The organism is Arthrobacter sp. B0316-1-20 (genome assembly GCF_059091865.1).
The window spans coordinates 342,114-364,363 of the sequence record NZ_JBNHHC010000004.1 but is presented as its reverse complement, the minus strand read 5'-3'; the positions used below and the strand labels follow the sequence as shown (position 1 = coordinate 364,363).

The following is a 22,250-nucleotide window of genomic DNA, read 5'->3' as shown; positions in this document are numbered from 1 at the left end:
ACTATAAGCACGCAGCCTTGGGTTTAGCCTGCAGGACTCCGGGTGTGTCGTTTCACCTTCACGGCCAAGGCCTGGCGCACCGTATCGGCCACCGCGGCGGCGCCCGGGCTGTCCATCACGATCGTGTAGTGGTTGGTTCCGGGCACGTCGCGGACCTGCAGTTCAGGCAGCCGGCCGGCCCATTGGTCCACGTAGCCCGGCGTATACAGGCCCGCGTCCTCGTTCAGCAGGCCGCGCGGCGCCCGCAGCAGCACGGCCGGCACCTCCAGTGACTCCAGCGCGTCCATCAGCGCCGCCCCGCCGTTCAGGTCGGCGGTGTCACGGGCCATCGCCTCATAGTTGGTGGCGGGCCGCAGCAGCGGCGGTTCGCCGGCGAGGTCGTAGTCAATGTAGTCCTCCACGAGCGCGTTCCAATGCTCGGCGAAGGCCGGGTGCACGCGCCAGAAGTCCCGGTAAGCTTCCCGGCTGGGGAAGGTCGCCGCCAGCCGCTCGGCCGCCGGCCCCAGCACGGACTGGATGACCTCGTCGTCGCTGAGACCGGCGGGCACCTGCAGCGGCAGCCCGCCGTCCACCAGCACCAGCGACTGCACCAGCTCCGGATGGCGCCGCGCCAGCACCACGGAGGCGAACGCGCCCATGGAATGGCCGACGACGACGGCGTTGCCCACCCGGTGTGCCGCCATCACCTCAGCGAGGTCGTCGGCGTGTGCCGCCATGCCGAACGGTCCGGGCAGCTGGTTGCTGCGGCCACGGCCGCGCAGGTCCGGGGCGATCAGCCGCACGCCGTCGAGCTCCTGCGCCAGCAGGCCCCAGGTGCGGTGCGACGCCGTCACGCCGTGCACGGCCAGCACGGCCGGCGCTTCCGGGTCCTGCGGGCCCCACACGCCGGTGCGCAGGGCCCCGCCGCGGACCGGAACATCCAGCGTGGCGTAGGGCAGGGCTGCCGGTTCGGCGCTCATCGGGCAGACCACCCGCCGTCCATCGTGTAGGACGCGCCGGTGACCATGCCGGCGTCGGCACTGGCCAGCCAGCAGGCCAGCGAGGCCACTTCGTGCGGCTCGGTCAGGCGTTTGACGGCGCTCTCTGTGAGCATCACCTGGGCCACCACTTCCTCCTCCGGCAACTGGTGCAACCGGGCCTGGTCCGCAATCTGCTTTTCCACCAGCGTCGTCTTCACGTAACCGGGATTGATGCAGTTGCTGGTCACGCCGTGCGCCCCGCCCTCCAGCGCGGTGACCTTGGAGAGGCCTTCGAGCCCGTGCTTGGCGGAGACATACGCGGATTTGTAGGCGGACGCCCGCAGCCCGTGCACCGAGGAAATGTTGATGATCCGGCCGAAGCCGCGCTGGTACATGCCGGGCAGCGCCGCGCGGATCAGCAGGAACGGCGACTCCAGCATCAGGCGCAGCATCAGCCGGAAGTCCTCCGGCGCGAACTCCTCGATCGGGTTGATCCGCTGGATGCCTGCGTTGTTCACCAGGATGTCGGTGTCCACCGTCGCCGTTTCCAGCGCGCGGGTATCGCTGAGGTCCACCTGCCAGGCGACGCCGCCGATGTCCTGCGCCACGCGTTCGGCGGCCGCTCCGTCCAGGTCGGCCACGGTGACCTTGGCGCCGCGCTCGGCCAGCGCCCGGGCGCAGGCTTCACCGATGCCGCTGGCACCGCCTGTGACCACGGCGCTGCGGCCTGTCAAAGTCTGTTCAGCCATGGGGTTGTCCTTCCGTCCCGTGCGGTTCTCCGGGCGCCAGCGCCCGCTCGATAAACTGCATCATTTCTTCAAATACATGGTCGGGCACTTCCCGCGGAACGGGCTGCGCACCGGCGTCGTCCTCCCAGAGCACCCAGCGCATGCCGATCAGCTCGCCGATGCCCATCAGCGCCCAGGCCGCGACGTCCGGATCCATCGGACGGACCTCGCCGGTGGCCTGCGCCGCCTTCAGCCCCTCAATGTAGCCGTTGACGATGCGGGTGTAGTGCATCCGCAGCGCGCCCGGCGAGACGAACTCGGCCTGGCGGACAATTCGGTAGAGCGCGGGGTGCTCCGCGGTGAAGCGAAAGAACGCCTTGAACCCGGCCCGCTCGGCTTCCAGCCGGTTGCCGGCGGACTTGGCGGCCTCGGTCATCGCGTGGCGGACCCGCCGGTTGAGGTCCTCGACCACTTCGTCGAAGATCGCCTGCTTGCCTTGGAAATAAAGGTAGAAGGTGCCCAGGCCGACCTCGGCCTGCTCGGTGATCTTGACGATCGAGGCGTCGTGGTAGCCCACCGAGGCGAACACGGTTTCCGCCGCCTCCAGCAGCTTGGCGCGGGTCCTGGTGCCCCGGGCGGTGCGTGGTGCGGCGCTCATGATTCCTGCTCCGATCCTGCGAATGCCGCGCTCGCTGGGACGTGCCCGGGGCTGGCCGCCGCCTGCCGCAGCCGTCCGCGGGCCACCTTGTTCAGTGCCGTCCGCGGCAGGGTCGGGACAAAGTCAAAACGACCGGGGACCTTGAAGGAGGCCAGCTGTGCCCGGCAATGCTCGGCCAGCTCTTCGGCGTCGGTGATTTGCCCCGGGCGGACCACCACGTAGGCCAGTCCCGTCTCGCCCCAGCGTTCGTCAGGGACCCCGACGACGGCGGCCTCCGCCACCGCGGAGTGCGATAGCAGGACCTGCTCCACCTGGGCCGGCGACACGTTCTCGCCGCCGGAGATATACAGATCCTTGATCCGGTCCACGATCCGGTAGAAGCCGTCCGCCGTGCGTTCCACCAAATCCCCGGTGCGCAGCCAGCCGCCGGCGAGCGCCGCCGCCGTCGCCTCCGGGTTGCGGAAGTACCCGGCGAAGACGCCCGGGCCCGAGACCAGCAGCTCGCCGGTGGCGTTGCCGTGGAGGAGCTCGCCGGTGGCCGGATCCGCCACCGCCACGCTGACGTGCGGGTAGGGCTTGCCCGCGTAGCCGATCATGGACGCGGCCTCTTCGTTGGGCAGGCAGAGCACATTCGGCGACGCTTCGGTCAGGCCGTAGCCCTGGCTCAGCGCCACGCCGCGCTTGTGCCAGATCCGCAGCAGCGGCGCCGGCATGGACGCGCCGCCGACTATGGCGTGCTGCAGGCTGGAGAGGTCAGTGGACGCGAAGTCCGGGTGCTCGGCCAGCATGGCGTATTGGGCGGGCACGCCCATCATGGTGGTGACCCTGCGCTCGGCGATCAGCTGCAGCACCCGGCCCGCATCAAACGTCCGCTCCAGCACCACCGTGGCACCGGTCCACCAGGCCAGCAGCGGTTGGATGTTCCAGCCGCCCACATGGAACTGCGGCAGCGCCGCCAGCACCACGTCGGAGCTGGACAGCTCCATGGTGCGGGAGAGCGAGAGGTTGGTCCAGAAACAGTTGGCGTGCGTGAGGATGGCGGCCTTGCTGTGCCCCTCGGTGCCGGAGGTGAAAATCATCAGCAGGGCATCGTCGTCGTGCACGTGCCGCTGCACCGCGGCCTCGACCGCGGTGCCTGCTGCCCGCCGGGTGGGGCCTGGCACCTGCCGCTCCACCCCGGAAGGCCCGGGTGCCGCGGTGCGCGGCGGCAGCGGCAGCATGGCGGCGGCGGCCGCGGCGAGCGCGTCGAATTCGTGCTCCACCAGCAGCAGCGCCGGGTCGGCCAGCTGCAGCTGCTCGGCGATCTCCCGCGGCGACAGCCGCCAGGACAGCGGCACCAGGACCAGGCCGGCTTTGGCGCAGGCAAAGAAGAGCACCACGTGGTCGGCGGAGTTGCCGGTCAGGGTGGCGATCCGGTCCCCCACCCCATAGCCGGCGGCGCGCAGCCGGCCGGCCAGGGCAACGGCCCGGGCATCGAGCTCGCGGTAGCGCAGGACCACCCCGCGGTCGTCGATCGCCACCCGGTCCGGCGTGGACACCGCGCGGTCCGCGGTCCAGCGGCCCAGGGTGTGGAGCCCGTCCTGCGGGTTGTGCTGCTGGTTCACTCGGCATTCTCCAGTGCTTGGCGCTGCCGGGCGGCTGCCTGGCGGCGCTGGCCGCGGCTGAGGGTGGCCCTTTGCACCGCTCCGGTGATGCCGCCGGGCAGGAAGAGGACCACCAGAATGAACAGTGTACCGAGGATGAACAGCGGCTCCGAGAGCGGGATCCGCAGGATGTCCGGCAGGCCGGCGATGGCCTCCGACTGCGCCAGCGCGGTGAGCCGCTGGTCCAGCAGCGTGTAGAACACGCCGCCGATAATGGCGCCCCAGCGCGAGCCCACGCCGCCGAGCACCACCATGACCAGCAGGGTGATGGTGAAGTCGGCGGAGAGGCTGCGCGGGACGGCGCCGGACTGCAACAGCAGGTAGACCATGCCCACCGCGGAGGCCAGCACGCCGCCCACCACGAAGACCAGCAGCTTGATCAGATAGGGCTGGACGCCGATCACGCGCACGCGCAGCTCGTTCTCCCGCACGGCCGCGGCCACATGGCCGGCCCGGCTGTACTGCACCCAGGTGACCACGGCGAAGACCACCAGCAGCACGATCAGCGCCAGCCAGTACAGGTTGCGGGTATTGGCCACACCCAGCAGGGACTCGGGCAAGTTCTCGGTAGCCAGGGTCAGGCCCTCTTCGCCGCCGGTGGCCTGGCCCGGATTGCGGCCCACCAGCACGTGGCCGGCCTCGGCGAAGGCCAAGGTCACCATGGCGAACGGGATGCCGGTCACGCGCAGCCCCACCGCACCCACGACGTAGGCCAGCACGATCACCAGCAGCAGCGTCAGCCCCATGGCCGGCAGCAGCGGGATGTCGAACGTGTCCAGGATGACGCCGAGCCCGTAGACGCCGGCGCCGAAGTAGAGCGCGTGGCCAAAGGAGAGCAGCCCGGTAACGCCCAGCAGCAGGTGGTAGCTGAGCGCCGCGGCGGCCATCAGCATGCACATGGCGATCAGCTGCAGCGAACCCGGCGTGTAAGTGGGGCCGGGCAGCACGCCCGGCAGGGACAGGTTCAGCAGCGGCAGCAGGGCCAGCAGGACAACGCCCGCTCCCCCGGCAGCCCACTTGAGCAGGCTGCGGCCGCCGGCGGCAGCACCGCCGTCGTTCTTGCCTTTCCGCGGACCCCGCTGCCGCGCGGCTGTGGCGGCCGTGTCCGGGTGGGCGATGGTGCCCCCGACGGGTGCCGGCTGCGCTTCGGACTGCTGGTCGGTCTTGCTGGTGGTCATGATTTCCTCCCGAGCAGGCCGGAGGGCCGGAAGAGCAGGACAAGGGCCAAGGCGACAACGACGACGAAATCCCCGGTGCCGAAGAGGTAGAAGTTGGCGAACTGCTGCAGCAGCGCCACCACCACCGACGCGATGGCCGCGCCGGTGAGCGAGCCCAGGCCGCCGATCACGGTGACGATGAAGGCGAAGATCAGCAGCGAGCCGCCCAGCAGCGGCGAGACGTACTGGAAGTAGTGGCTGGCGAGCACGCCGCCCAGGCCCGCCGCGGCGCCGCCGATCGCGAAGACCAGCGTGAAGGCCTTGCGGACGTCGATGCCCAGCGCGGTGACCATGGAGCGGCTTTCCACGCCGGCGCGGATGATCATGCCGTAGCGGGTGCGCTTGAGGAAGAACACCAGGCCCAGCAGCACGATCACCGCGGCGATGATGGCCACGAAGCGGTCATTGGCGATCTGGGCGCCGAGGATGCTGGTGGTCTGGCGGAACCACTCCGGTCCGGTGATGTGGATGGTGTCGGTTCCCCAGATGCCGTCGAACAGCGCGACCGACGCCAGCGAGAGGCCGACGGTGACCAGCACCTGTTCGATATGCCGCTCGTACAGCCTGCGGATCAGCACGAACTCGGTGAAGGCGGCAAACAGCGCGCCCACCACGGCGCCGATTAGGAGCGAGCCGAGAAAGGTCCACCAGTTGTCGGCCCCGGCGCGTCGGGCGAATTCCCAGCCGGCGAACGCGCCCAGGGTCAGGAAGGAGCCGTGCGCAAAGTTCAGCACGCCCATCAGGCCGTAGATCAGGCTCAGCCCGGAGGCCACCAGGAAGTACAGCGCGCCCAGCCCCAGGCCGGTGACGGTCAGCAAGACGATGGTGCTCACTTCTGCGCTCCGTTCCGGTCGGTGTTGGCGTTGACTGTGTCCGCGCCTTCTGTGTCTTCGCCGTGCCCGGCGTCGGCGTGGACGCCCAGCAGCCGCTGGGTCAGGTCTTCGTTGTCCAGGAATTCCAGCGCGCTCTCGGTGGTGTGAACCACCCTGCCGCCGGAGAGCACCACCGCGCCGGCAGCCAGCTGGCGGACCACCTGCAGGTTCTGTTCCACCAACAGGATGGGCACCGTTGCTGCGGCGCGTTCCAACGTTTCGGCGACTTCCTGCACGATCTTGGGGGCCAGGCCCTTGGTCGGTTCGTCGATCAGCAGCAGCTTGTTCTCGTTCAGCAGTGCCCGCGCCAGCGAGACCATCTGCTGCTGGCCGCCGGATAGCGTACCGGCCATCTGCGAGGCGCGCTTGAGCAGGTCGGGGAAGAGTTCCTCCACCAGTTGGCGGCGCGGGGACGCGTCCCGTTCGGCCAGCCGCAGGTTCTCCGCCACGGTCAGCTTGGAGAAGACCTCCCGGTCCTCCGGGACGTAGCCCACGCCGCGGCGGATGATCTTGAACGTCGGTTCCTTATCGATCCGGGTCCCGTCCAGTGTGACGCTGCCGGTGCGCGAGATCAGGCCGATGACGGCCTTGATGGTGCTGGTCTTGCCCACGCCGTTGCGTCCGAGCAGGGCGGTGATGCCGGTGGCCGGGACGGAGAAACTGACGTCCTCCACCACCTGCTGGCCGGCAATGTGGGCGGTCAGGCCGGCGATTTCCAGCACCGGGCGGGCGGTGCCGCCGGACTGCCCGGCCGCCGGCTGCAATGCCGTGGCCTGGGCCGGTCCGCGGGCGGCTCCGGCGGGCGCTGCGTCCGCGCCTGGCTGCGGTTGCTGGCTCATACGGGTTCTCCCAAGTAGGCGCTCTGGACAGTGGGGTTGGCCATCACCGCGTCCGGGGTGTCGATGGCCAGCAGCTTGCCGTGGTGCATGACCGCCACCCGGTCCACCAGCCCGAGGACCACATCCATGTGGTGCTCGACCATCATCACGGTGCAGCCGCGGTCACGGTGCATTCTGCGGATGATCGCGCTGAGTCCCGGGACATCACCGGAGGCCACACCGGCCATCGGCTCGTCCAGCAGGATGACGGCGGGATCGCCGGCCAAGAGCATGGCGATCTCCACCTTGCGCTTGTCGCCGTGCGAGAGATCTCCGGCCGCGGTATGCAGTTTGTCCTCCAGCCCGACCTCGGCGATGTTCTTCTTGGCCAGGGAGGTGGCTGCGTCGGTCCGCGACGGGAACCGGAGAACCGACAGGCTTCCGCCTAACGCGGCCTGCGCTGCCAGCCGGACGTTTTCCAGCACGCTCAGCCGCGGAAACAGGCTTGAGGTCTGGAACGTCCGGCCCAGTCCGGCCCGTGCCCGGTGGTGGATCGACGCCGAGGTGACGTCTGCGCCGTTGAGCTTGACCGATCCTTCCGTCGGCTTGAGCACGCCGGAGATGAGATTAAACAACGTGGTTTTGCCGGCACCGTTGGGTCCGATCACGCCGACCATTTCGCCGGTCGCCACGGAAAATCCGACATCCTCGAGGATGCGGGCGCCGCCGATCTGCAGGCCGAGGCCGTGGACCAGGAGCGCGGGCTGATCTGGGGAGGTCATCATGTCACTTTCTGTGCGGTCACGGACCGAGGTCATTGCCGGGTCCGCGGCCAGGGGCGCCGCCCACCACGTGGGTCGGGCGGCGCTCCTGGCCTTGCGGTACCTGCAGCCGGAGCTGTGCAGCGGGGCTTCGGTTACTTGGCTTCCGGCGGAGCCACAGCGTCGGCCGGAATCGCCTTGATCAGCTCGGGCGCCCAGTCGCCGCCCTGCTTCACGAGCTTGGCCTGGTACATCTCCTGCAGCAGCGCGTGGTCGGAGGCGCGGACGGTCGTCTCGCCCTTGGGTCCGTCGAACGTGTAGCCCTCCAGCGCGGCAACCATGGCGTCGACGTCGGTGCCGCCTTCCTTGACCGCCTGGACGATCATCTGGCCGGCAACAAAGCCGTCCGGGGTGAAGAGGTCCGCCTTCTTGCCCTCGGCTTCGACCTTTTCGATCATGGCTTTCTCCACATCGTTTCCGGCCGCGCCGGGGAAGTAGTGGTTCAGGAAGCTGATCTTGTCCGAGGCGGCGCCGTAGGCACCGAAGGTGGCGGCGTCTCCCAGGCCGGTAACGATTGGAGCGGCGTCAAAGGCGCCCTGCTGGCTCAGTGCCTGCCACATGGATCCCGAGGTGGCCCCGGCCCAGGCAACGAAGACCAGGTCCGGCTTGGCATCGATGAGCTGGCGGGCGAACGGGGTGAACTCGGTGGCGTCTTCGGGCACCAGGACGTCATCGACCTCGGCGCCCTGCTCGCCGAGGACGGCCTTGACGGCGGCGAGGTTGCCCTGGCCGAACGCGTTGTCCTGGCCGAACACCACTACCTTCTTGCCCTTGAGGTCCTCCACGAAGGTTCCCGCGGTGGCCACGTCCTGCAGGCTCTGGCGGCCGGAACGGAAGGTGTATTCGTTAATGCCCTGCAGTGCGTCGGTAGCGGCGGGGCCGGAGATGTACAGCACCTTGTTCTGCGCGGCCTGCTCGGCGAGCTTGAGCGCGATGCCGGACACCACGGTGCCGGCCAGGATCTTGTAATCCTTGCCGATCAGGTCCTTGGCGACGTTGACCGCCTTGTCGGGGTCACCGCCGTCGTCGTGGTAAGTCAGGTTCAGCTTGGTGCCGTTGACCTCGCCGGTGCCTTCGGTGGCATAGTCAATGCCTGCCTGCAGGCCCTGGTGGTAGGCCGCGCCATAGGCGGCGAGCGGGCCCGATTCGGAATAGACGATGCCCACGTTGATGCTCTCGGGCGCACTGCTTGCCTCGCCGGCCGCACCGGCAGTCTCGCCGCCGGTGGTTGGCGCGCATGCGCTCACGGCAAGTCCGGTGGCCAGCGCTGCGGCCATCAGGAACTTCTTTGTTGCCTTCACTCCGATGCCTTTCGTTGAAGAATCTGCTGAGGAGAAACCTGGAACGGTCTGAACCTGATGGTCGGGTCACCCAAACCTGAAAGGTGATTCAGATTACGGCAAATCTATGGCGCGGCTCACAGCAGTGTCAACATCAGCGCCCTCGCAGTAGGTCACGATTCGGTTTCAGTGCTCGCTGGAGGTGCGGTGCCCGGAACCGGGGCGACCCAGCCGAAGCTACCTCGCAAACAAGCGAGCGGCTCCCCCTGCCGACCGGCCTCGGACGGCAAAAGCCCGGCAGCTCCAGAGGGAGCGACCGGGCTTTTAGGCAGCCTTGAGGTTTAGTTTTCCGCGTTGCGGCTGTTGGCGCGCCAACGGATGCCGGCGTCAATGAAGTCGTCAATTTCGCCGTCCAGCACGGCGCCGGTGTTCCCGACTTCATGTTCGGTGCGCAGGTCCTTGACCATTTGATACGGGTTCAGCACGTAGGAGCGCATCTGGTCGCCCCACGAGGCTTTGACGTCGCCGGCGAGCGCCTTCTTCTCCGCGTCCTGCTGCTCCTTTTTCAGCAGCAGCAGCCGCGACTGGAGCACGCGCAACGCGGCGGCGCGGTTCTGGATCTGCGACTTCTCGTTCTGCATCGACACCACGATCCCGGTGGGAATGTGGGTCAGTCGGACCGCGGAGTCAGTGGTGTTCACGGACTGCCCGCCCGGACCGGAGGAGCGGAACACGTCCACCTTGATCTCGTTGTCCGGAATGTCGATCGAGTCGGTCTGTTCAATCAGCGGTATGACTTCGACGGCGGCGAACGACGTCTGCCGGCGGCCCTGGTTGTCGAACGGGCTGATCCGGACCAGGCGGTGGGTGCCGGCCTCGACCGAGAGCGTGCCGAAGGCGAACGGGGCCTTGACTTCGAAGGTGGCCGACTTCAGCCCGGCCTCTTCGGCGTAGGACGTATCCAGCACCTGCGTCGGGTAGCCGTGGCGCTCCGCCCAGCGCAGGTACATGCGCATCAGCATTTCGGCGAAGTCCGCGGCGTCGACGCCGCCGGCGCCGGAGCGGATGGTCACCACGGCCTCGCGCTCGTCGTACTCCCCGGACAGCAACGTGACGACTTCGAGTTCTGCCAGTGCTTTCTTGAGCGAGTTCAGTTCGCTGGCGGCCTCGACCATGGAGTCTTCGTCACCGGCGTCTTCCTGGCCCAGTTCCACCAGGACTTCCAGATCGTCGATCCGTGCGGCCAGCTTCTCCAACCGTTCCAGCTCACTCTGGCGGTGCGACAGCTTGGAGGTGATCTTCTGCGCCGCGGCCGGGTCGTCCCACAGGTCCGGCACGCCTGCCTGCTCGCTCAGCTCGGCGATATCCTTGCGGATCGTCTCCACGTCGGAGACTGCTTCGATGGAGTCATACGTGGCGCGCAACGCGCGGATTTCAGCGGGAAAGTCGATCTCAGCCATGGTTCTCCAAGCGTACGCCATGGTGAGGAATCCTCTCCCCCGGCAGGTCAGCCCCCGTCCTCGCGAGACCCCGCGTCCCCGGTCAGCGTCGGTTCTGGGCGCGCCGCGGTGGCCGCGCCGGCCGGGAAAACCTGCCTGCACTTTCTGCCTGCCCCTAGCACCCGCGCGGAGCTTGCAATAACCTTTGGGAGTGCGAGGTGCGGTTGTTCACGCGCAGCGCACGGGGACGGGGGCATCCTGATTTACGTTCCACCTTGTGGGGAGGCTGCAATGTCCGGTCAAAGTCACGGTCAGGTGCAAACCCGGCGAAAAAGGCAGCAACCCGAAAGACGGCGAGACGGCCAGCCGCCGCATCCCATGCGGTCACGAAGACTTCTGGGGGCTGTTAGTGCGCTGGTGCTGGCTGCCGCAACCATTGTCACCGCTGCCGGACCCGCGGCCGCCGAGGAAGAAGACAGCTACACCGTCGTCCTCAATGACAGCGTCACGAACGTCGACTCCACCGCTGAGGCGCAGGGGAAGAAGTACGGGTTCACGCTCTCAAGCACCTACGAACACGCGCTGAAAGGCTACTCGGGGACCATGACGGCCGCGGAGGAAGCGCAGCTCGGTGCCGATCCAGCCGTTGATTTCATTGCTCCCGAGCGGGAATTCACGTTGGCAGCAGACGAGGCCGATGACAATCAGTCACCCTCGGTCACCGGATTCCTGCCCACGTGGTGGCAGCGAGTCGGCGGCACCGACCAAGAGGCGGCCGAGAACGGCCGGCAGATCATGGTCAACACCGCCGTCATCGATTCCGGCGTCGACGCCACCCACCCGGACCTGAACGTCGTTGGCGGCGTGGACTGCTCGTCTGGCACCGCGGTCGAGGTCACTCCCGTCGACCGGAACGGGCACGGAACAATGGTTGCTGGAGTTCTTGCGGCAAAGAACAACACCTTCGGGGTGATCGGCACCGCCTACGGCGCCCCGCTCTGGTCCGTCCGGGTCATGTCAGACGCCGGAACCATCTCAGAGGCTGCGCTGCTCTGCGCCGCCGACTGGGTAGTCTCCACCCGCACGGATGCGGACCCGCAGAACGACATCCAGGTCGCCAACATCAGCATCGGCGGTCCCGGCCAGGACCAGGGAAATTGCGGCAACGGCGTCGATGCCCTGCACAAGATGATTTGTCAGGGATCCGCGGAGGGAATCGCCTGGACGGTTGCCGCCGGCAATGCGGCGGCGGACTTGGCGAATACCATTCCGGCCACCTATGACGAGGTGCTCACCGCCACCGCCATGGCGGACTACGACGGCCGTCCCGGCGGCGAGGCAACGCCCATCTGCAGCGGAGGGTCCGTTCCCAGCGCCGACGACCATTTCGCCAACTTCTCCAACTTCGCGACTCAAGCTGCGGACATTGCGCATACCGTTGCAGGCCCCGGAGCCTGCATCACCTCCACCTACCCGGGAGGCCTTTACAACACGGCACACGGCACCAGCTTCTCCAGTCCGGCTGTCGCCGGCTCGGTGGCCCGGTGCATCTACAGCGGGATGTGCCAAGGCGACGGGCAGTCCGTCATTAAGGGATTTCTTGCAGCAGTCGAGGCGTACAACAATCAGAACAACCAGTACGGGTTCATCGGCGACCCGTTCCGACCGGCTTCCGGCCAATACTTCGGCTATCTCACCACCACCGAGTGGGGCGACTAGAGGATTTAAGCACAGTGCGCCTCTTCCGCGTCCTTCCGGTGACCGCCCACCGTCATTTCCGGCCCGTCCGGCTGCTGCTAGGCTGATCAGGTTTTGGCCGGACTGAACGGGGGGCACCGTGTACGAGGAAAAGTTCTGCACCGTGGACGATGGCCGCACGTTGGCCTACTTCGATCTTGGCGACCCCTCCGGCCCTCCGGTGGTGCACCACCACGGTGCGCCCAGCGGCAAGCTGGAAACCGCGTTCTTCAATCTGGCTGACGCAGCTGCGAAGGCCGGTGTGCGGCTGCTGGCGGTGGACCGGCCGGGCATCGGCGGGTCATCACCCAAATCTGGCCGCACCCTTCTCGAATGGGCCGACGACGTCGACGCGTTCGCGGACCGGCTGGGCCTGCAAAAATTCAGCGTGATGGGGTATTCGATGGGCACCCCGTCCGCCCTCGCCTGCCTGCAGCGCATGCCGCACCGGATCGACGGCGTCAGCATCGTCTCCGGCTCGGGCCCCTACGACGTCCCCGGCCTGGCCGACGACAGATCGCCCGACGTCGCCCGGGTCCTCAAGTTCGCGCAGCACCGCCCGCGTCTGACCTCCGCCGTGCTGGCCTTCATGAAGTTCGGCACGCGCAGCCCGGAGAAGATGATCGCCGCGTCAGGCAAGAGCATGCCGGAGGCGGACCAGACAGTCGCAGCCCGGCCCGAAGCCGCACCGCGCTTCGCCGCCTTCCTCGCGGACGCCATGCGACACGGCACGGCCGGAGTGCGCGACGACATGAGGCTCGCCGCGTCGCCTTGGGGATTCACCGTCGATGACCCCGGGGTACCGGCGTTCGTCTGGCACGGGACCGCGGACCGGAACGTTCCGGTGGCGACGGCGCGCTGGCTCTCCGACCGGCTGCCCTCCGCACAGCTGAAGCTGGTAGAGGACGGCGGGCACATTTCCGTGCTGGACGCCTCGGCCGAAGCGGTGCTGCGGCAGCTGCACCAGCAAGCGCTTCGGTAACCGCTCATCGAAACAACACTTGGCGGCCGCTGACGCGAAGTGCAGGTCAGCGTCTGAGCTCCGAGCGTGCGTCGCTGAAGACAGTCACCGGGATGCCGGCCGGGACCAGGAAATTGACGACCGGTGGCCGGACCACCGCGCTCAGCTCGACGTGCGCGGTGCGCCGCTCCGGGGAGCCGGTGCCGGCGCCAACGGTCAGCTGGTCGAATCGCCCGTAGGCATCAGTCTCTGACAGGTAGCGCAGGACCGATCCTCGCACGGATCCGCCGTCCAACGATGGGACGGGAGCGCCCCCGCCCGTCTCGACGTCGGCGAGAGCGAAAGTATCAGCGGCTGCGAGCGCTGCACCGTCCGCGACGGATAGCAGCTTCTTCCTTTCGACGTAGACGGTGGATGCCCCCATCACCACGGTCAGGATCAGCAGGCTCAGTAGGACGAAGCCGATGAGCAGGACCAGTACCTGGCCGCCTTCATCGATCCCCCGCAGGTTGCTGCCTCCCTTGAGGTCCCGTGGAACTCTGGTATCTGCGGGTCTCTTGGCTGTCATCCGTACCGTTCCACGATTTGGGTTGCCGAGGAGTTTACGGTCGCCATGCTCAGTCCGGTGCCGCTGAGCAGTGGCAGCGGCACCAGAATCGAGACTTCCGCCGTGACAGACGAGCCGGGTTCCAGGCACGCACCGTTGCCGCAGCTAATCCTGACATCGAGTTGATCCGGGCCCATACCGAAGTCTCCTGCGGCAAAGAGTGCCGCCTGATGCGCCGCCTGACCTCCTGCTGCGGCCTCATCGGATCCGGCATACACTTTCGCGGCCTGGTCCGCCGCGTTTACGACAGCAAATGAGGCGGCCTGCACCTGCGAAACTGCGATGACGAAATAAACCACCGGCACCAGGAGCAGCGTTCCCAGGAAGACAAACTCAACGACCGCACTCCCCGCTTCCCCGCCCTGGCCGTCGCCCAAGCGGGCCCTGAGCCGCTGTCGCAGGCGCATCATGGCGCCCTTCAGGGCTTCGGCATCCGCTCGGCGAACCCCTGCCCCCGGCCGCCCACCCGCTGTGCGGTTAGCGTGGAAGCGCAGCATGACCATGGACCTCCAAGGCGCCGGGTGGGCCGACCAGTCCAAGCGCTGGCAGGGGTGCTCGGACAGTGACCCGCATGGTGCGTACGCCGGACCGGGTGACCTCCTCGACGTGGACATCTTGGGCATAATCGTCGGTTAGGGCTGCGGTGATCAAGGCAGTAGTCCGCCCCTGCGCGTCGGCGGCGCCTCGATCAGCCAAGGTTCCGTAACGGGCACCGGACCCTGCAGCGTCGATGAGTGTGTTCCGGACATGCAGGATGAGGGTGAGCTGCATGATCGACACGAAAATCAGGGTGAGGACGCCACCGACCAGCACGAAGTCCACGCTCGCCGACCCGCGATCGGAGCGGTCCGGATCCTCGGGACTACGGCCGACAGCAGACTGCCGCAACCGGCGGGCCCTACAACTCGATCCCACGTCAGGGCTGCGTCACGCGACCAATGGCGTCATTGAACAGCCCTTCCAAGGCCGGTTTGGCGAGAGCCAGGATGCCTGCCACGAGGACCGCCGACATTAAAGTGATCATCACCCACCCCGGGACGTCTCCGCGTTCGCCGTCCACGGACCGAACTGACTTTCGCAAGCGATCCAGCCCTCCGCTCCACATCAGCGACATCGCGGCAACGACCCTGAGCGATAGTTTCGTCATGTCCTCGTTCCTTCCCAGTTAGCGACTTGGCTCATCAGGTTCCATCTGTGCTTCACCAGCCGAGATTGATCAACGCAATTCCCGGGAACACGGCAAACAAGACCGTGAGCGGTAAGACGCCGAAGACCAACGGGACCATCATGCCGATTTCCTTCTTGCCGGCCGACTCCATCAGATTCCGTTTCGCCATATCGCGCACGTCCTGCGCCTGTGCCCGCAGCACATCCGCCAGCGGTGTTCCGCGTTCAACAGCAACCGTGATCCCATCGACGAAGCGCACCAGCGCAGGCAAGCGGGTCCGGTGTGAAAACTCCTGCAGCGCCGTCAGCACTGGCGTACCGGAGCGGGTCTGGGCGAGCACCACGGCAAATTCCTGAGCCAGCTCGCCGCGAGCGCTGCGGCAGATTCTCTCCAGTGCGCCGGTCGCGCTTTCCCCCGCGCTGACCGCAAGTGCCATCAACTCCGCCAAACTGGGAAATTCCGCCAGCATCTTTGCCTCGCGGCGACGAATCTGGGCCGTCAAGAGGGAGTCCCGCAGCATGAACCCGCCAGCGGCCAGCCCCACGGTCAGAATCACCGCAAGTACTGGATCCAGCGAGCCTGCTGCCGCCAAGGCAATCATCCAGGCGATGCCGATAAGGAAACCGGCCACTGCCCACAGCACTTGCTCGGCGCGGAAATCAACCGTGCTTTGCTTGCTCCCGGCCTGCAGCAACCGCTTTGAGAGCAAGGTCGAGCCGTAATTGAATCGCCCCAGCCATGCGACCGAATCACGGAGGACCGGCCGGAAAATACGCTCCAAGGGGCCGAACGGCGTGACATTTCCCGGCCCGCTGTCCAACAGCCGCGACTTCAGCTCAATCGCCTTCAGCTGCGGTGCAATACGATCGGCAAATCTCGTTGGGCGGAAGAACGGCAACCGGCTGGCCGTCAGCCACAGGCCCAGCCCGAGGGCAGTGCCTATCAACACAGTCAATGCTCCCGTCTGGTTCATCGGAGTACCCGCTCTTCTTCGGGCAGCGAGCCGATGCGCAGCATGAGCCGGTAACACACCAGCGACACCACCAGGCCGCCCAGCAGGACGGCCGCTCCGGGCGGAGTGTTGTAGGCCGCCACCGCCTCCGGTCTGGTGGCCAACAGCATCAAGATGATCCAAGGGGCAGCAACGGCGAGCCGGGCAGCGTTGACCGTCCACGACTGGCGTGCCTCGAGTTCGCTGCGGGTCCGTGCGCTGTCGCGGAGGAAGTCGGCCAAGGTCCCAAGCAACCTGCCCAGATCGGTACCGCCAACCTCACGCGTCATGCGCAGCGCCTCAACAATCCGGTCAGCCACGGGGTCGGCCAGTCTGGCTTTAAGCCGTTCCAGCGCATCGTCGAAATGCCCGCCTGCCCGATAATCGGCGGCGAACCCGCTAAAGGCCGGCCGCAACTCCACCGGTCCGCGCGTGCCCAACTGAACCAGCGCCTCGGGCAGCGACAGTCCTGCCCGGATCGCCGACCTAAGATGGTCGACGACGTCCGGCCAGATTTCGCGTAAAGCGGCGGTGCGGCGGCGCGCCGTCCAACGCACAAGAACGAGCGGAAGCCAGCCTCCGAACAAGCCGAAACAGGCTGCGATCGGGCCCGACGCCGCCAGCGCAAAAACGATCAGGAAAGTAGCCGCTGCCATGCCCACACAACTGGCCAGGAGCGCCCTCGACGAAACCTTCTCAATACCCGCTTGATTGATCAGCAACTGGAGCCGGCCAAGCCGCTTCTGCCGCGAGGGTCTGACCGGCGTTCTTTCCCAGCAAGACCACCAGATCAAAAACAACCCGATACCGCCTACAAGTCCCGCCGCTGCCGTCATGGCACGGGTTCCAGCAGTTGCATGACTTCGTATCCGGCGCGCACAAACTTTTCCTCCGCTGGACTTGCGGAGGGACTGACCTGCAACTGGCCACCCCGCCGGCTGAAAACGGTGGACGTCTCGATGACGCCGTTCTCCACTCGGCGGCCCAGCGAAACAATCTCTACGACCTGCCTCCGGCCGTCAGCCCTACGGGCACAATGGACGACGAGGTCGATGCACGAGGCCACAGTTGGGACCACAAAGGCTGACGAGATGTTCTGACCCGCCAACAGCGGCAGCGTGCAGATCTTGGTGATGGCGTCATGAGCACTGTTCGCATGAACCGTACACATGCCGGGGAGTCCGCTGTTAAGCGCCACGAGCATGTCGAGGCTTTCGGCTTCCCTGACCTCTCCGACAATCAGCCGATCTGGCCTCATCCGCAGGGCCTCTTTGACCAAGCGCCGCAGCGGTATGGCTCCTTCGCCTTCCAGATTCGGTTGTCGGCACTGAAGTCCGACGACGTCGCGCAGGGGCAATTGCAGTTCGAAGATTTCTTCCACGGTGACAACGCGCTCCCGGCTGCCAATAGCGGCCGCCAGGCAATTGAGCATCGTGGTCTTCCCCGCCTGTGTGGCTCCGGAGATTAGGATGTTCAGCCCGCTGCTAACTGCCGCCCCAAGGAACCGGGATGCTTCCGGCGTTAGCGATCCCAGTTCCACCAAGTGCTCCAACCGGGACGCGCGGGCGATGAACTTCCTGATGTTGACGGCCCAGTGTTGGCGGGTGATATCGGGAATGACCACATGCAGCCGCGACCCGTCTGGCAGGGCGGCATCGACAAAGGGCGAGGACAAGTCCAACCGGCGGCCGGAGGACTTGAGCATCCGCTCCACCAGATCCCGCACCTGCTGCTGCGCGAGCGTTACCGACGTCAGCTCGGATTCGCCGCCTCGGGCTACATACACTTCCGACGGCGAGTTGATCCAGATCTCCTCAATCGAGGGATCGTCCAGTAGCGGCTGCAAGGGTCCGAAGCCGGCCACGGCATCGAAAATGTACTTACGGGCATGGTCCAGGTGCCCGAGCGGAGGAAGGGATCCCAGCAAGGACCGTTCGTCATAGTCGGTCACCGCAGCTTCGACCAGCCGGCGGACCTCCGGACCTTGGCGGGCAGGGTCCAGTCCCCGTTGGCGGATCAGTTCGCGGACCTCACCCTCGACGATCCGGATGCCATCCATCCGTTCCCCCTTTTCAACCCCCAAGCGCAGCCGCCCCGCGAAGTTGAGACCGGCGGGCAGTCGCTTGCACCGACCCTAAACGACCAATCTTTCGACGGGCTAGCCCCGGCCCTCGGATTGTGGAAAACCCGTCCGAACTTTCATCAGCCACTGGTCAGAAGCCGCCGCGGGTGATAAAGACGCGATGCAATAGGCTGAGGGGCAGTATGAAAAGCATCTACGACGTCCTTGTGCCGCTGTTGCGTACCTTGCCGGCCGGCAGCCGGCGTTTCCTCACCGGCTACGGCACGGCGTCCGCGGGGCTGGCCCTGCTGGACGTGGTCGCGCTGGGTTTGATCGCAGCGCTCCTGCCGGCCCTGGTGGGAAGCTCCGGCGCGGAGCTTCCGCTGCTGGGCAACGTCGCCGAAAACGGGATGGCGCTGCCGATCCTGACCTTCATCTGCCTCCTGATCGTGCTCAAGGGCATCTTGGCGGTGCTGCTGCTGCGCTTTGCCACCAAGCGCTTCGCCCGGCACGAAGTGGCCATCGGCGACCGCCTGTTTGCCGCCTATCTGGCATCGCCGTGGGAGAAGCGGCTGGGGCGCAACTCCGCTGAGATTGTCCGGTCGGTCGATGTTGGCGTCGGGATCACGGTCTCCGGCGTGCTGATGCCGGCGATGAGCCTGTTCGGCGAGCTGGGCACTTTGGCCGCGGTCGTCGTCGTGCTCTTTGTGGCGCAGCCGCTGATCGCGGTGGTGACCATGATCTACCTGGGGCTGGTGGCGCTGCTGCTGGCGAAGGTGATCTCGCCCCGCGCCGTGGCGATCGGCCGGGAGAACCGGGAATGGTCAAACCGGACGGCCAAGACCCTGTACGAGGCGCTGGGTGCGCTCAAGGAAATCACGTTGGCTGGTCGCGGGCCCGAGGTGCAGGAGCAGGTGCACGGCACCCGCACGAAATCCTCGATAGCGCGCGCCGGCGCCATCCAGATTTCGCAGATCCCGCGCTACGTGCTGGAGACCGCGCTGGTTCTGGGGTTCGCGCTGCTGGGCGGCGTGGGCTATCTGACCGGCGGCCCCGCGGGCGCGGTCAGCGCGGTCGGCCTGTTCGCCGTCGCGGGTTTCCGCTTGATCCCCTCGCTGACCCGCATGCAGGCGGTGCAGTCCTCGGTGAACACCAGCGCGTCCTTCGCCCGGCAGATCGTCGAAGACATCCACGAGGGCGAAGCCGAAATGTCCCGGCAGCGCGATGAACGCCCGCAGCACGAACTCCCCGACAACGCCGCGGACATTGAGCTCCGGGACGTCGCCTTTAGCTACCCGGGTGCGGCGGCACCGGCCCTGCACAACGTGAACATCAGGATTCCCGCCGGCAGCCACGTGGCCTTCGTCGGTGCATCCGGCGCCGGCAAATCAACCCTGGTGGACCTGCTCCTGGGGCTGCTTGAGCCAAGCCACGGACACATCATGGTCGGCGGCGAACCGATGGAGTTCGTGCTAAATTCCTGGCGCAGTCGCATTGGCTATGTGCCGCAGGAAGTCTCGCTCTTCGACGCGTCGATCGCGCAGAACGTCGCCTTGGCCTGGGACCAGGCCCGCGTGGACCCGGAGCGCGTGACCATTGCCCTGCGCCGTGCACAACTGCTGGACACGGTGATGGAGCGCGACGGCGGCCTGGACGCCTTGGTGGGTGAGCGCGGCATGGCGCTCTCCGGCGGACAGCGCCAGCGGCTTGGCATTGCCCGCGCGCTCTATGACAACCCCCGGGTGCTGGTCATGGACGAGGCCACCTCCGCCCTCGACACCGCCACCGAGGCGGCCGTAACGACGGCGATACGGCAGCTGCACGGCGACGTCACCGTCATCACCGTGGCTCACCGGCTGGCGACGATCCGGGACGCGGACATCGTCTTCTTCATGCGCGGCGGAACGGTGGAGGCCGCCGGAACCTTCGACGAGGTGGTGGCCAGCGTGCCGGATTTCGCGGAGCAGGCTGCACTGGCGGGCCTGGGCAAGACCGAGAAGCCGGTAGACGAACACCGGTAAGACGACGGACGGCGGCGGCGGACCTCAGGCGCGACGGGCGGCGGCGGCTGCAGGCGGCAGCGGCGGCTGCCTCGGGCCCCCGACCGAGTTGCAGCCGCCGCTACCTGTTGGACGGGCCGACCCACGCGTTGGACGGGTCGACCTACGCGGCAACCATCCCGTGCGGATCGATCACGTACTTCTTGGCCGCTCCCTGGTCGAACTCCCGGTAACTCTGGGGCGCCTCGTCCAGGCTGATCGGCGTGGCGTTCACGGCCTTGGAGATGTTGGCCTTATCGGCCAGGATCAGGTCCATTAGCCTGCGGTTGTACCGCTTCACCGGGCACTGCCCCGTGGTGAACGAAAGCGACTTCGCCCAGCCGGTGCCCAGCTGCACACCAATCTGGCCGATCTTCGCGTTCTCATCGATGCCGCCCGGATCGCCGGTGACATAGAGGCCGGGGATGCCCAGGGCACCGCCCACCTGCGTCACCGACATGATGTCGTTCAGCACCGTCGCCGGCGCTTCCTCGGCGTTGGCCCCATGCCCTCGGGCCTCGAACCCGACCGCGTCCACCGCCGCATCCACCACGGGGACGCCGAGGATCTGCTCGATCCTTTCCGGCAACGAGCCTTCCTGGCTCAGATCGATCGTCTCGCAGCCGAAGCTTTCGGCCTGCCTCAGCCGGTCGGCGTTCATGTCGCCGACAACGACAGCCGAGGCGCCCAGCACGTGCGAGGAGAAGGCCGCGGCCAGTCCCACCGGCCCCGCTCCGGCGATGTAGACCGTGGAGCCCGTGGTGACGCCGGCGGTGAACGCACCGTGGTAGCCGGTGGGGAAGATGTCGGAGAGCATGGTCAGGTCCAGGATCTTCTCCAGCGCCTGGTCCCGGTCCGGGAACTTGAGCAGGTTAAAGTCCGCGTAAGGCACCATCACGTACTCGGCCTGGCCGCCGATCCAGCCACCCATGTCCACGTAGCCGTAAGCCGCGCCGGGCCGGGCGGGGTTCACATTGAGGCAGACGCCGGTTTTGCCTTCGTTGCACATCCGGCAGCGGCCGCAGGCGATGTTGAAGGGCACCGAACAGATATCGCCCTCCTTCACAAAGAGCACGTCGTCACCGGTCTCGACCACCTCCCCCGTAATTTCGTGACCGAGCGACTGGCCGACCGGCGCGGTGGTGCGCCCGCGCACCATGTGCTGGTCGCTGCCGCAGATATTGGTAGCGACCAGCTTAAGGATCGCGGCGTGCGGTGCCTTCTGCTGGATTCCCATTTTGTTGGCGACTTCGGAAGGCAGTTCCAGCTTGGGGTAGTCGATCGTTTCAACCGCAACTTCCCCTGGGCCTTTATAAACGACTACACGATTTCCCGTCATGGTTTTCCCTCTCCGTTTTATCCTTAAACCGCGCTAAAGCCGTCGGCCCCTGCGCAGCCGCATATTTCCCTTGATTTGGTTGTTCATTCCTTGTCGGTACCCGGTTTTTTGTCCTTTTCCGCCGACATTGACGCGTCGTCGGCGCGTGGCTCGCCTGCGGGGACCTCGCGCGGGCGGACGACCAGGTCGTAGACGAGGGCGGCGACACAGCTGCCGATGAAGGGACCGATGATGTACAGCGGGAACTGGGCCCATTCGACCGTTCCGCCGAAGATGGACTGCACCAGATTCGGGCCAAAGGTACGCGCCGGGTTGAGCGAACCGCCTGTCAGCGGCGCCAGGACCAGGATGGCGCTGGCTACAGCCAACCCGATGATCAGGCCCGCCCAGCCCTTGGGCGCCCGCTGGTCCACGGCCACCGCCATGATCGCGAGCATGAGCAGGAAGGTTCCCACCGCCTCCGCAACAATCCCCTGGCCGTAGGAGACTCCCGGACCCAAAGTGGTCGCACCACCACCAAAGTCCACGGCCTGCGTGCCGAATGACGCCACCAACAGGAGGCTGCCGACCGTCGCTCCGACGAGCTGGGCGAGAATGTATGGAGCCACTTCCACCCAGCGGAACCGCCTGGTCACCGCCAGCGCGAAGGTCACGGCCGGATTGATGTGCGCCCCGGAAACCGCCAGGAACGCATAGATTGCTACGGCAATGGCAATGGCAAAGCCCAGTGAGATGAAACCTATTCCCGCATAATCCAGGTCCCCGGCACCCACAGTTAACGCCGCCAGCACCGAGCCGACTCCGAAAATCACCAGTACTGCCGTGCCGACGACCTCGGCCGCCAGCCGCCGCATCAAAGTCGGGGTCATTTTGCACCATTTCTTGTAGCAAACGAGAAAATGTTACGAAAA

The 22,250-nt window shown here is 66.7% G+C and carries 22 protein-coding genes; 3 read left to right on the top strand and 19 right to left on the bottom strand.

Features of this window, described 5'->3' with window-relative positions; all coding sequences use genetic code 11:
• Positions 1-23: 23 nt before the first annotated feature.
• From AC5RW2_RS09085 to prfB, 10 genes are all read right to left on the bottom strand, one after another.
• Positions 24-959, bottom strand: a complete 936-nt coding sequence (locus tag AC5RW2_RS09085) for an alpha/beta fold hydrolase (protein ID WP_493962863.1) — start codon at positions 957-959, stop codon at positions 24-26.
• Positions 956-1,708: a 3-hydroxybutyrate dehydrogenase gene (locus AC5RW2_RS09080; RefSeq protein ID WP_493962864.1), complete on the bottom strand. Its 753-nt coding sequence runs from the start codon at positions 1,706-1,708 to the stop codon at positions 956-958. Before AC5RW2_RS09080 ends, AC5RW2_RS09085 begins: the two co-directional genes overlap by 4 nt.
• Positions 1,701-2,345, bottom strand: a complete 645-nt coding sequence (locus tag AC5RW2_RS09075) for a TetR/AcrR family transcriptional regulator (protein ID WP_493962865.1) — start codon at positions 2,343-2,345, stop codon at positions 1,701-1,703. The genes AC5RW2_RS09080 and AC5RW2_RS09075 overlap by 8 nt, the downstream gene beginning before the upstream one ends.
• Positions 2,342-3,949 carry a class I adenylate-forming enzyme family protein gene (locus tag AC5RW2_RS09070; protein ID WP_493962866.1) on the bottom strand — a complete coding sequence of 536 codons (1,608 nt, stop codon included), beginning with the start codon at positions 3,947-3,949 and terminating at the stop codon, positions 2,342-2,344. Before AC5RW2_RS09070 ends, AC5RW2_RS09075 begins: the two co-directional genes overlap by 4 nt.
• Positions 3,946-5,166 (bottom strand): branched-chain amino acid ABC transporter permease, encoded by a 1,221-nt coding sequence (locus AC5RW2_RS09065; protein WP_493962867.1) that lies wholly within the window; start codon positions 5,164-5,166, stop codon positions 3,946-3,948. The genes AC5RW2_RS09070 and AC5RW2_RS09065 overlap by 4 nt, the downstream gene beginning before the upstream one ends.
• Positions 5,163-6,038, bottom strand: coding sequence for a branched-chain amino acid ABC transporter permease (locus tag AC5RW2_RS09060; RefSeq protein ID WP_493949798.1), 876 nt, complete (start codon positions 6,036-6,038; stop codon positions 5,163-5,165). The genes AC5RW2_RS09065 and AC5RW2_RS09060 overlap by 4 nt, the downstream gene beginning before the upstream one ends.
• The gene (locus AC5RW2_RS09055) at positions 6,035-6,916 is read right to left on the bottom strand and encodes an ABC transporter ATP-binding protein (RefSeq protein ID WP_493962868.1); all 882 of its coding nucleotides are present in this window, start codon (positions 6,914-6,916) and stop codon (positions 6,035-6,037) included. The genes AC5RW2_RS09060 and AC5RW2_RS09055 overlap by 4 nt, the downstream gene beginning before the upstream one ends.
• A complete protein-coding gene (locus AC5RW2_RS09050; protein WP_493963150.1) occupies positions 6,913-7,677 on the bottom strand; it encodes an ABC transporter ATP-binding protein in 765 nt (254 codons plus the stop codon). Before AC5RW2_RS09050 ends, AC5RW2_RS09055 begins: the two co-directional genes overlap by 4 nt.
• Positions 7,678-7,811: 134 nt before the next feature.
• Positions 7,812-9,017 (bottom strand): substrate-binding domain-containing protein, encoded by a 1,206-nt coding sequence (locus tag AC5RW2_RS09045; protein WP_493962869.1) that lies wholly within the window; start codon positions 9,015-9,017, stop codon positions 7,812-7,814.
• A 320-nt stretch (positions 9,018-9,337) separates the two neighbouring features.
• Complete coding sequence (prfB, locus tag AC5RW2_RS09040; protein WP_493962870.1) at positions 9,338-10,456, bottom strand: peptide chain release factor 2; 1,119 nt, start codon at positions 10,454-10,456, stop codon at positions 9,338-9,340.
• A 396-nt stretch (positions 10,457-10,852) separates the two neighbouring features.
• Here prfB and AC5RW2_RS09035 point away from each other — a divergent pair, with 396 nt between their 5' ends.
• Both AC5RW2_RS09035 and AC5RW2_RS09030 read left to right on the top strand, forming a co-directional pair.
• Positions 10,853-12,154: a S8 family peptidase gene (locus tag AC5RW2_RS09035; protein WP_493962871.1), complete on the top strand. Its 1,302-nt coding sequence runs from the start codon at positions 10,853-10,855 to the stop codon at positions 12,152-12,154.
• A gap of 118 nt (positions 12,155-12,272) precedes the next feature.
• On the top strand, positions 12,273-13,154 hold the full coding sequence (locus tag AC5RW2_RS09030; protein ID WP_493962872.1) for an alpha/beta fold hydrolase: 882 nt from the start codon (positions 12,273-12,275) through the stop codon (positions 13,152-13,154).
• Positions 13,155-13,200: 46 nt separating this feature from the next.
• On the opposite strand, the gene AC5RW2_RS09025 is transcribed toward AC5RW2_RS09030, so the two are convergent.
• The 7 genes from AC5RW2_RS09025 to AC5RW2_RS08995 form a co-directional block, all read right to left on the bottom strand.
• Positions 13,201-13,701 (bottom strand): pilus assembly protein TadG-related protein, encoded by a 501-nt coding sequence (locus tag AC5RW2_RS09025; RefSeq protein WP_493962873.1) that lies wholly within the window; start codon positions 13,699-13,701, stop codon positions 13,201-13,203.
• Positions 13,698-14,243 carry a hypothetical protein gene (locus tag AC5RW2_RS09020; RefSeq protein ID WP_494073897.1) on the bottom strand — a complete coding sequence of 182 codons (546 nt, stop codon included), beginning with the start codon at positions 14,241-14,243 and terminating at the stop codon, positions 13,698-13,700. Before AC5RW2_RS09020 ends, AC5RW2_RS09025 begins: the two co-directional genes overlap by 4 nt.
• Complete coding sequence (locus AC5RW2_RS09015; RefSeq protein ID WP_493962875.1) at positions 14,218-14,628, bottom strand: TadE family protein; 411 nt, start codon at positions 14,626-14,628, stop codon at positions 14,218-14,220. The genes AC5RW2_RS09020 and AC5RW2_RS09015 overlap by 26 nt, the downstream gene beginning before the upstream one ends.
• Before the next feature lie 28 nt (positions 14,629-14,656).
• Positions 14,657-14,854 carry a hypothetical protein gene (locus AC5RW2_RS09010; RefSeq protein WP_494073899.1) on the bottom strand — a complete coding sequence of 66 codons (198 nt, stop codon included), beginning with the start codon at positions 14,852-14,854 and terminating at the stop codon, positions 14,657-14,659.
• Between the two features lie 85 nt (positions 14,855-14,939).
• Positions 14,940-15,881, bottom strand: a complete 942-nt coding sequence (locus AC5RW2_RS09005) for a type II secretion system F family protein (protein ID WP_493962876.1) — start codon at positions 15,879-15,881, stop codon at positions 14,940-14,942.
• On the bottom strand, positions 15,878-16,735 hold the full coding sequence (locus AC5RW2_RS09000; RefSeq protein WP_493949787.1) for a type II secretion system F family protein: 858 nt from the start codon (positions 16,733-16,735) through the stop codon (positions 15,878-15,880). The genes AC5RW2_RS09005 and AC5RW2_RS09000 overlap by 4 nt, the downstream gene beginning before the upstream one ends.
• Positions 16,732-17,958, bottom strand: coding sequence for a TadA family conjugal transfer-associated ATPase (locus tag AC5RW2_RS08995; RefSeq protein WP_493949786.1), 1,227 nt, complete (start codon positions 17,956-17,958; stop codon positions 16,732-16,734). The genes AC5RW2_RS09000 and AC5RW2_RS08995 overlap by 4 nt, the downstream gene beginning before the upstream one ends.
• A gap of 206 nt (positions 17,959-18,164) precedes the next feature.
• On the opposite strand from AC5RW2_RS08995, the gene AC5RW2_RS08990 reads away from it, so the two are divergent.
• The gene (locus AC5RW2_RS08990; protein WP_493962877.1) at positions 18,165-19,982 is read left to right on the top strand and encodes an ABC transporter ATP-binding protein; all 1,818 of its coding nucleotides are present in this window, start codon (positions 18,165-18,167) and stop codon (positions 19,980-19,982) included.
• A 142-nt stretch (positions 19,983-20,124) separates the two neighbouring features.
• Here the strand turns inward: AC5RW2_RS08990 and fdhA are convergent, their stop codons facing one another.
• Both fdhA and AC5RW2_RS08980 read right to left on the bottom strand, forming a co-directional pair.
• The gene (gene fdhA, locus AC5RW2_RS08985) at positions 20,125-21,339 is read right to left on the bottom strand and encodes a formaldehyde dehydrogenase, glutathione-independent (RefSeq protein WP_493949784.1); all 1,215 of its coding nucleotides are present in this window, start codon (positions 21,337-21,339) and stop codon (positions 20,125-20,127) included.
• An 83-nt stretch (positions 21,340-21,422) separates the two neighbouring features.
• Positions 21,423-22,208 (bottom strand): MIP/aquaporin family protein, encoded by a 786-nt coding sequence (locus AC5RW2_RS08980; RefSeq protein ID WP_493962878.1) that lies wholly within the window; start codon positions 22,206-22,208, stop codon positions 21,423-21,425.
• Positions 22,209-22,250: the final 42 nt, after the last annotated feature.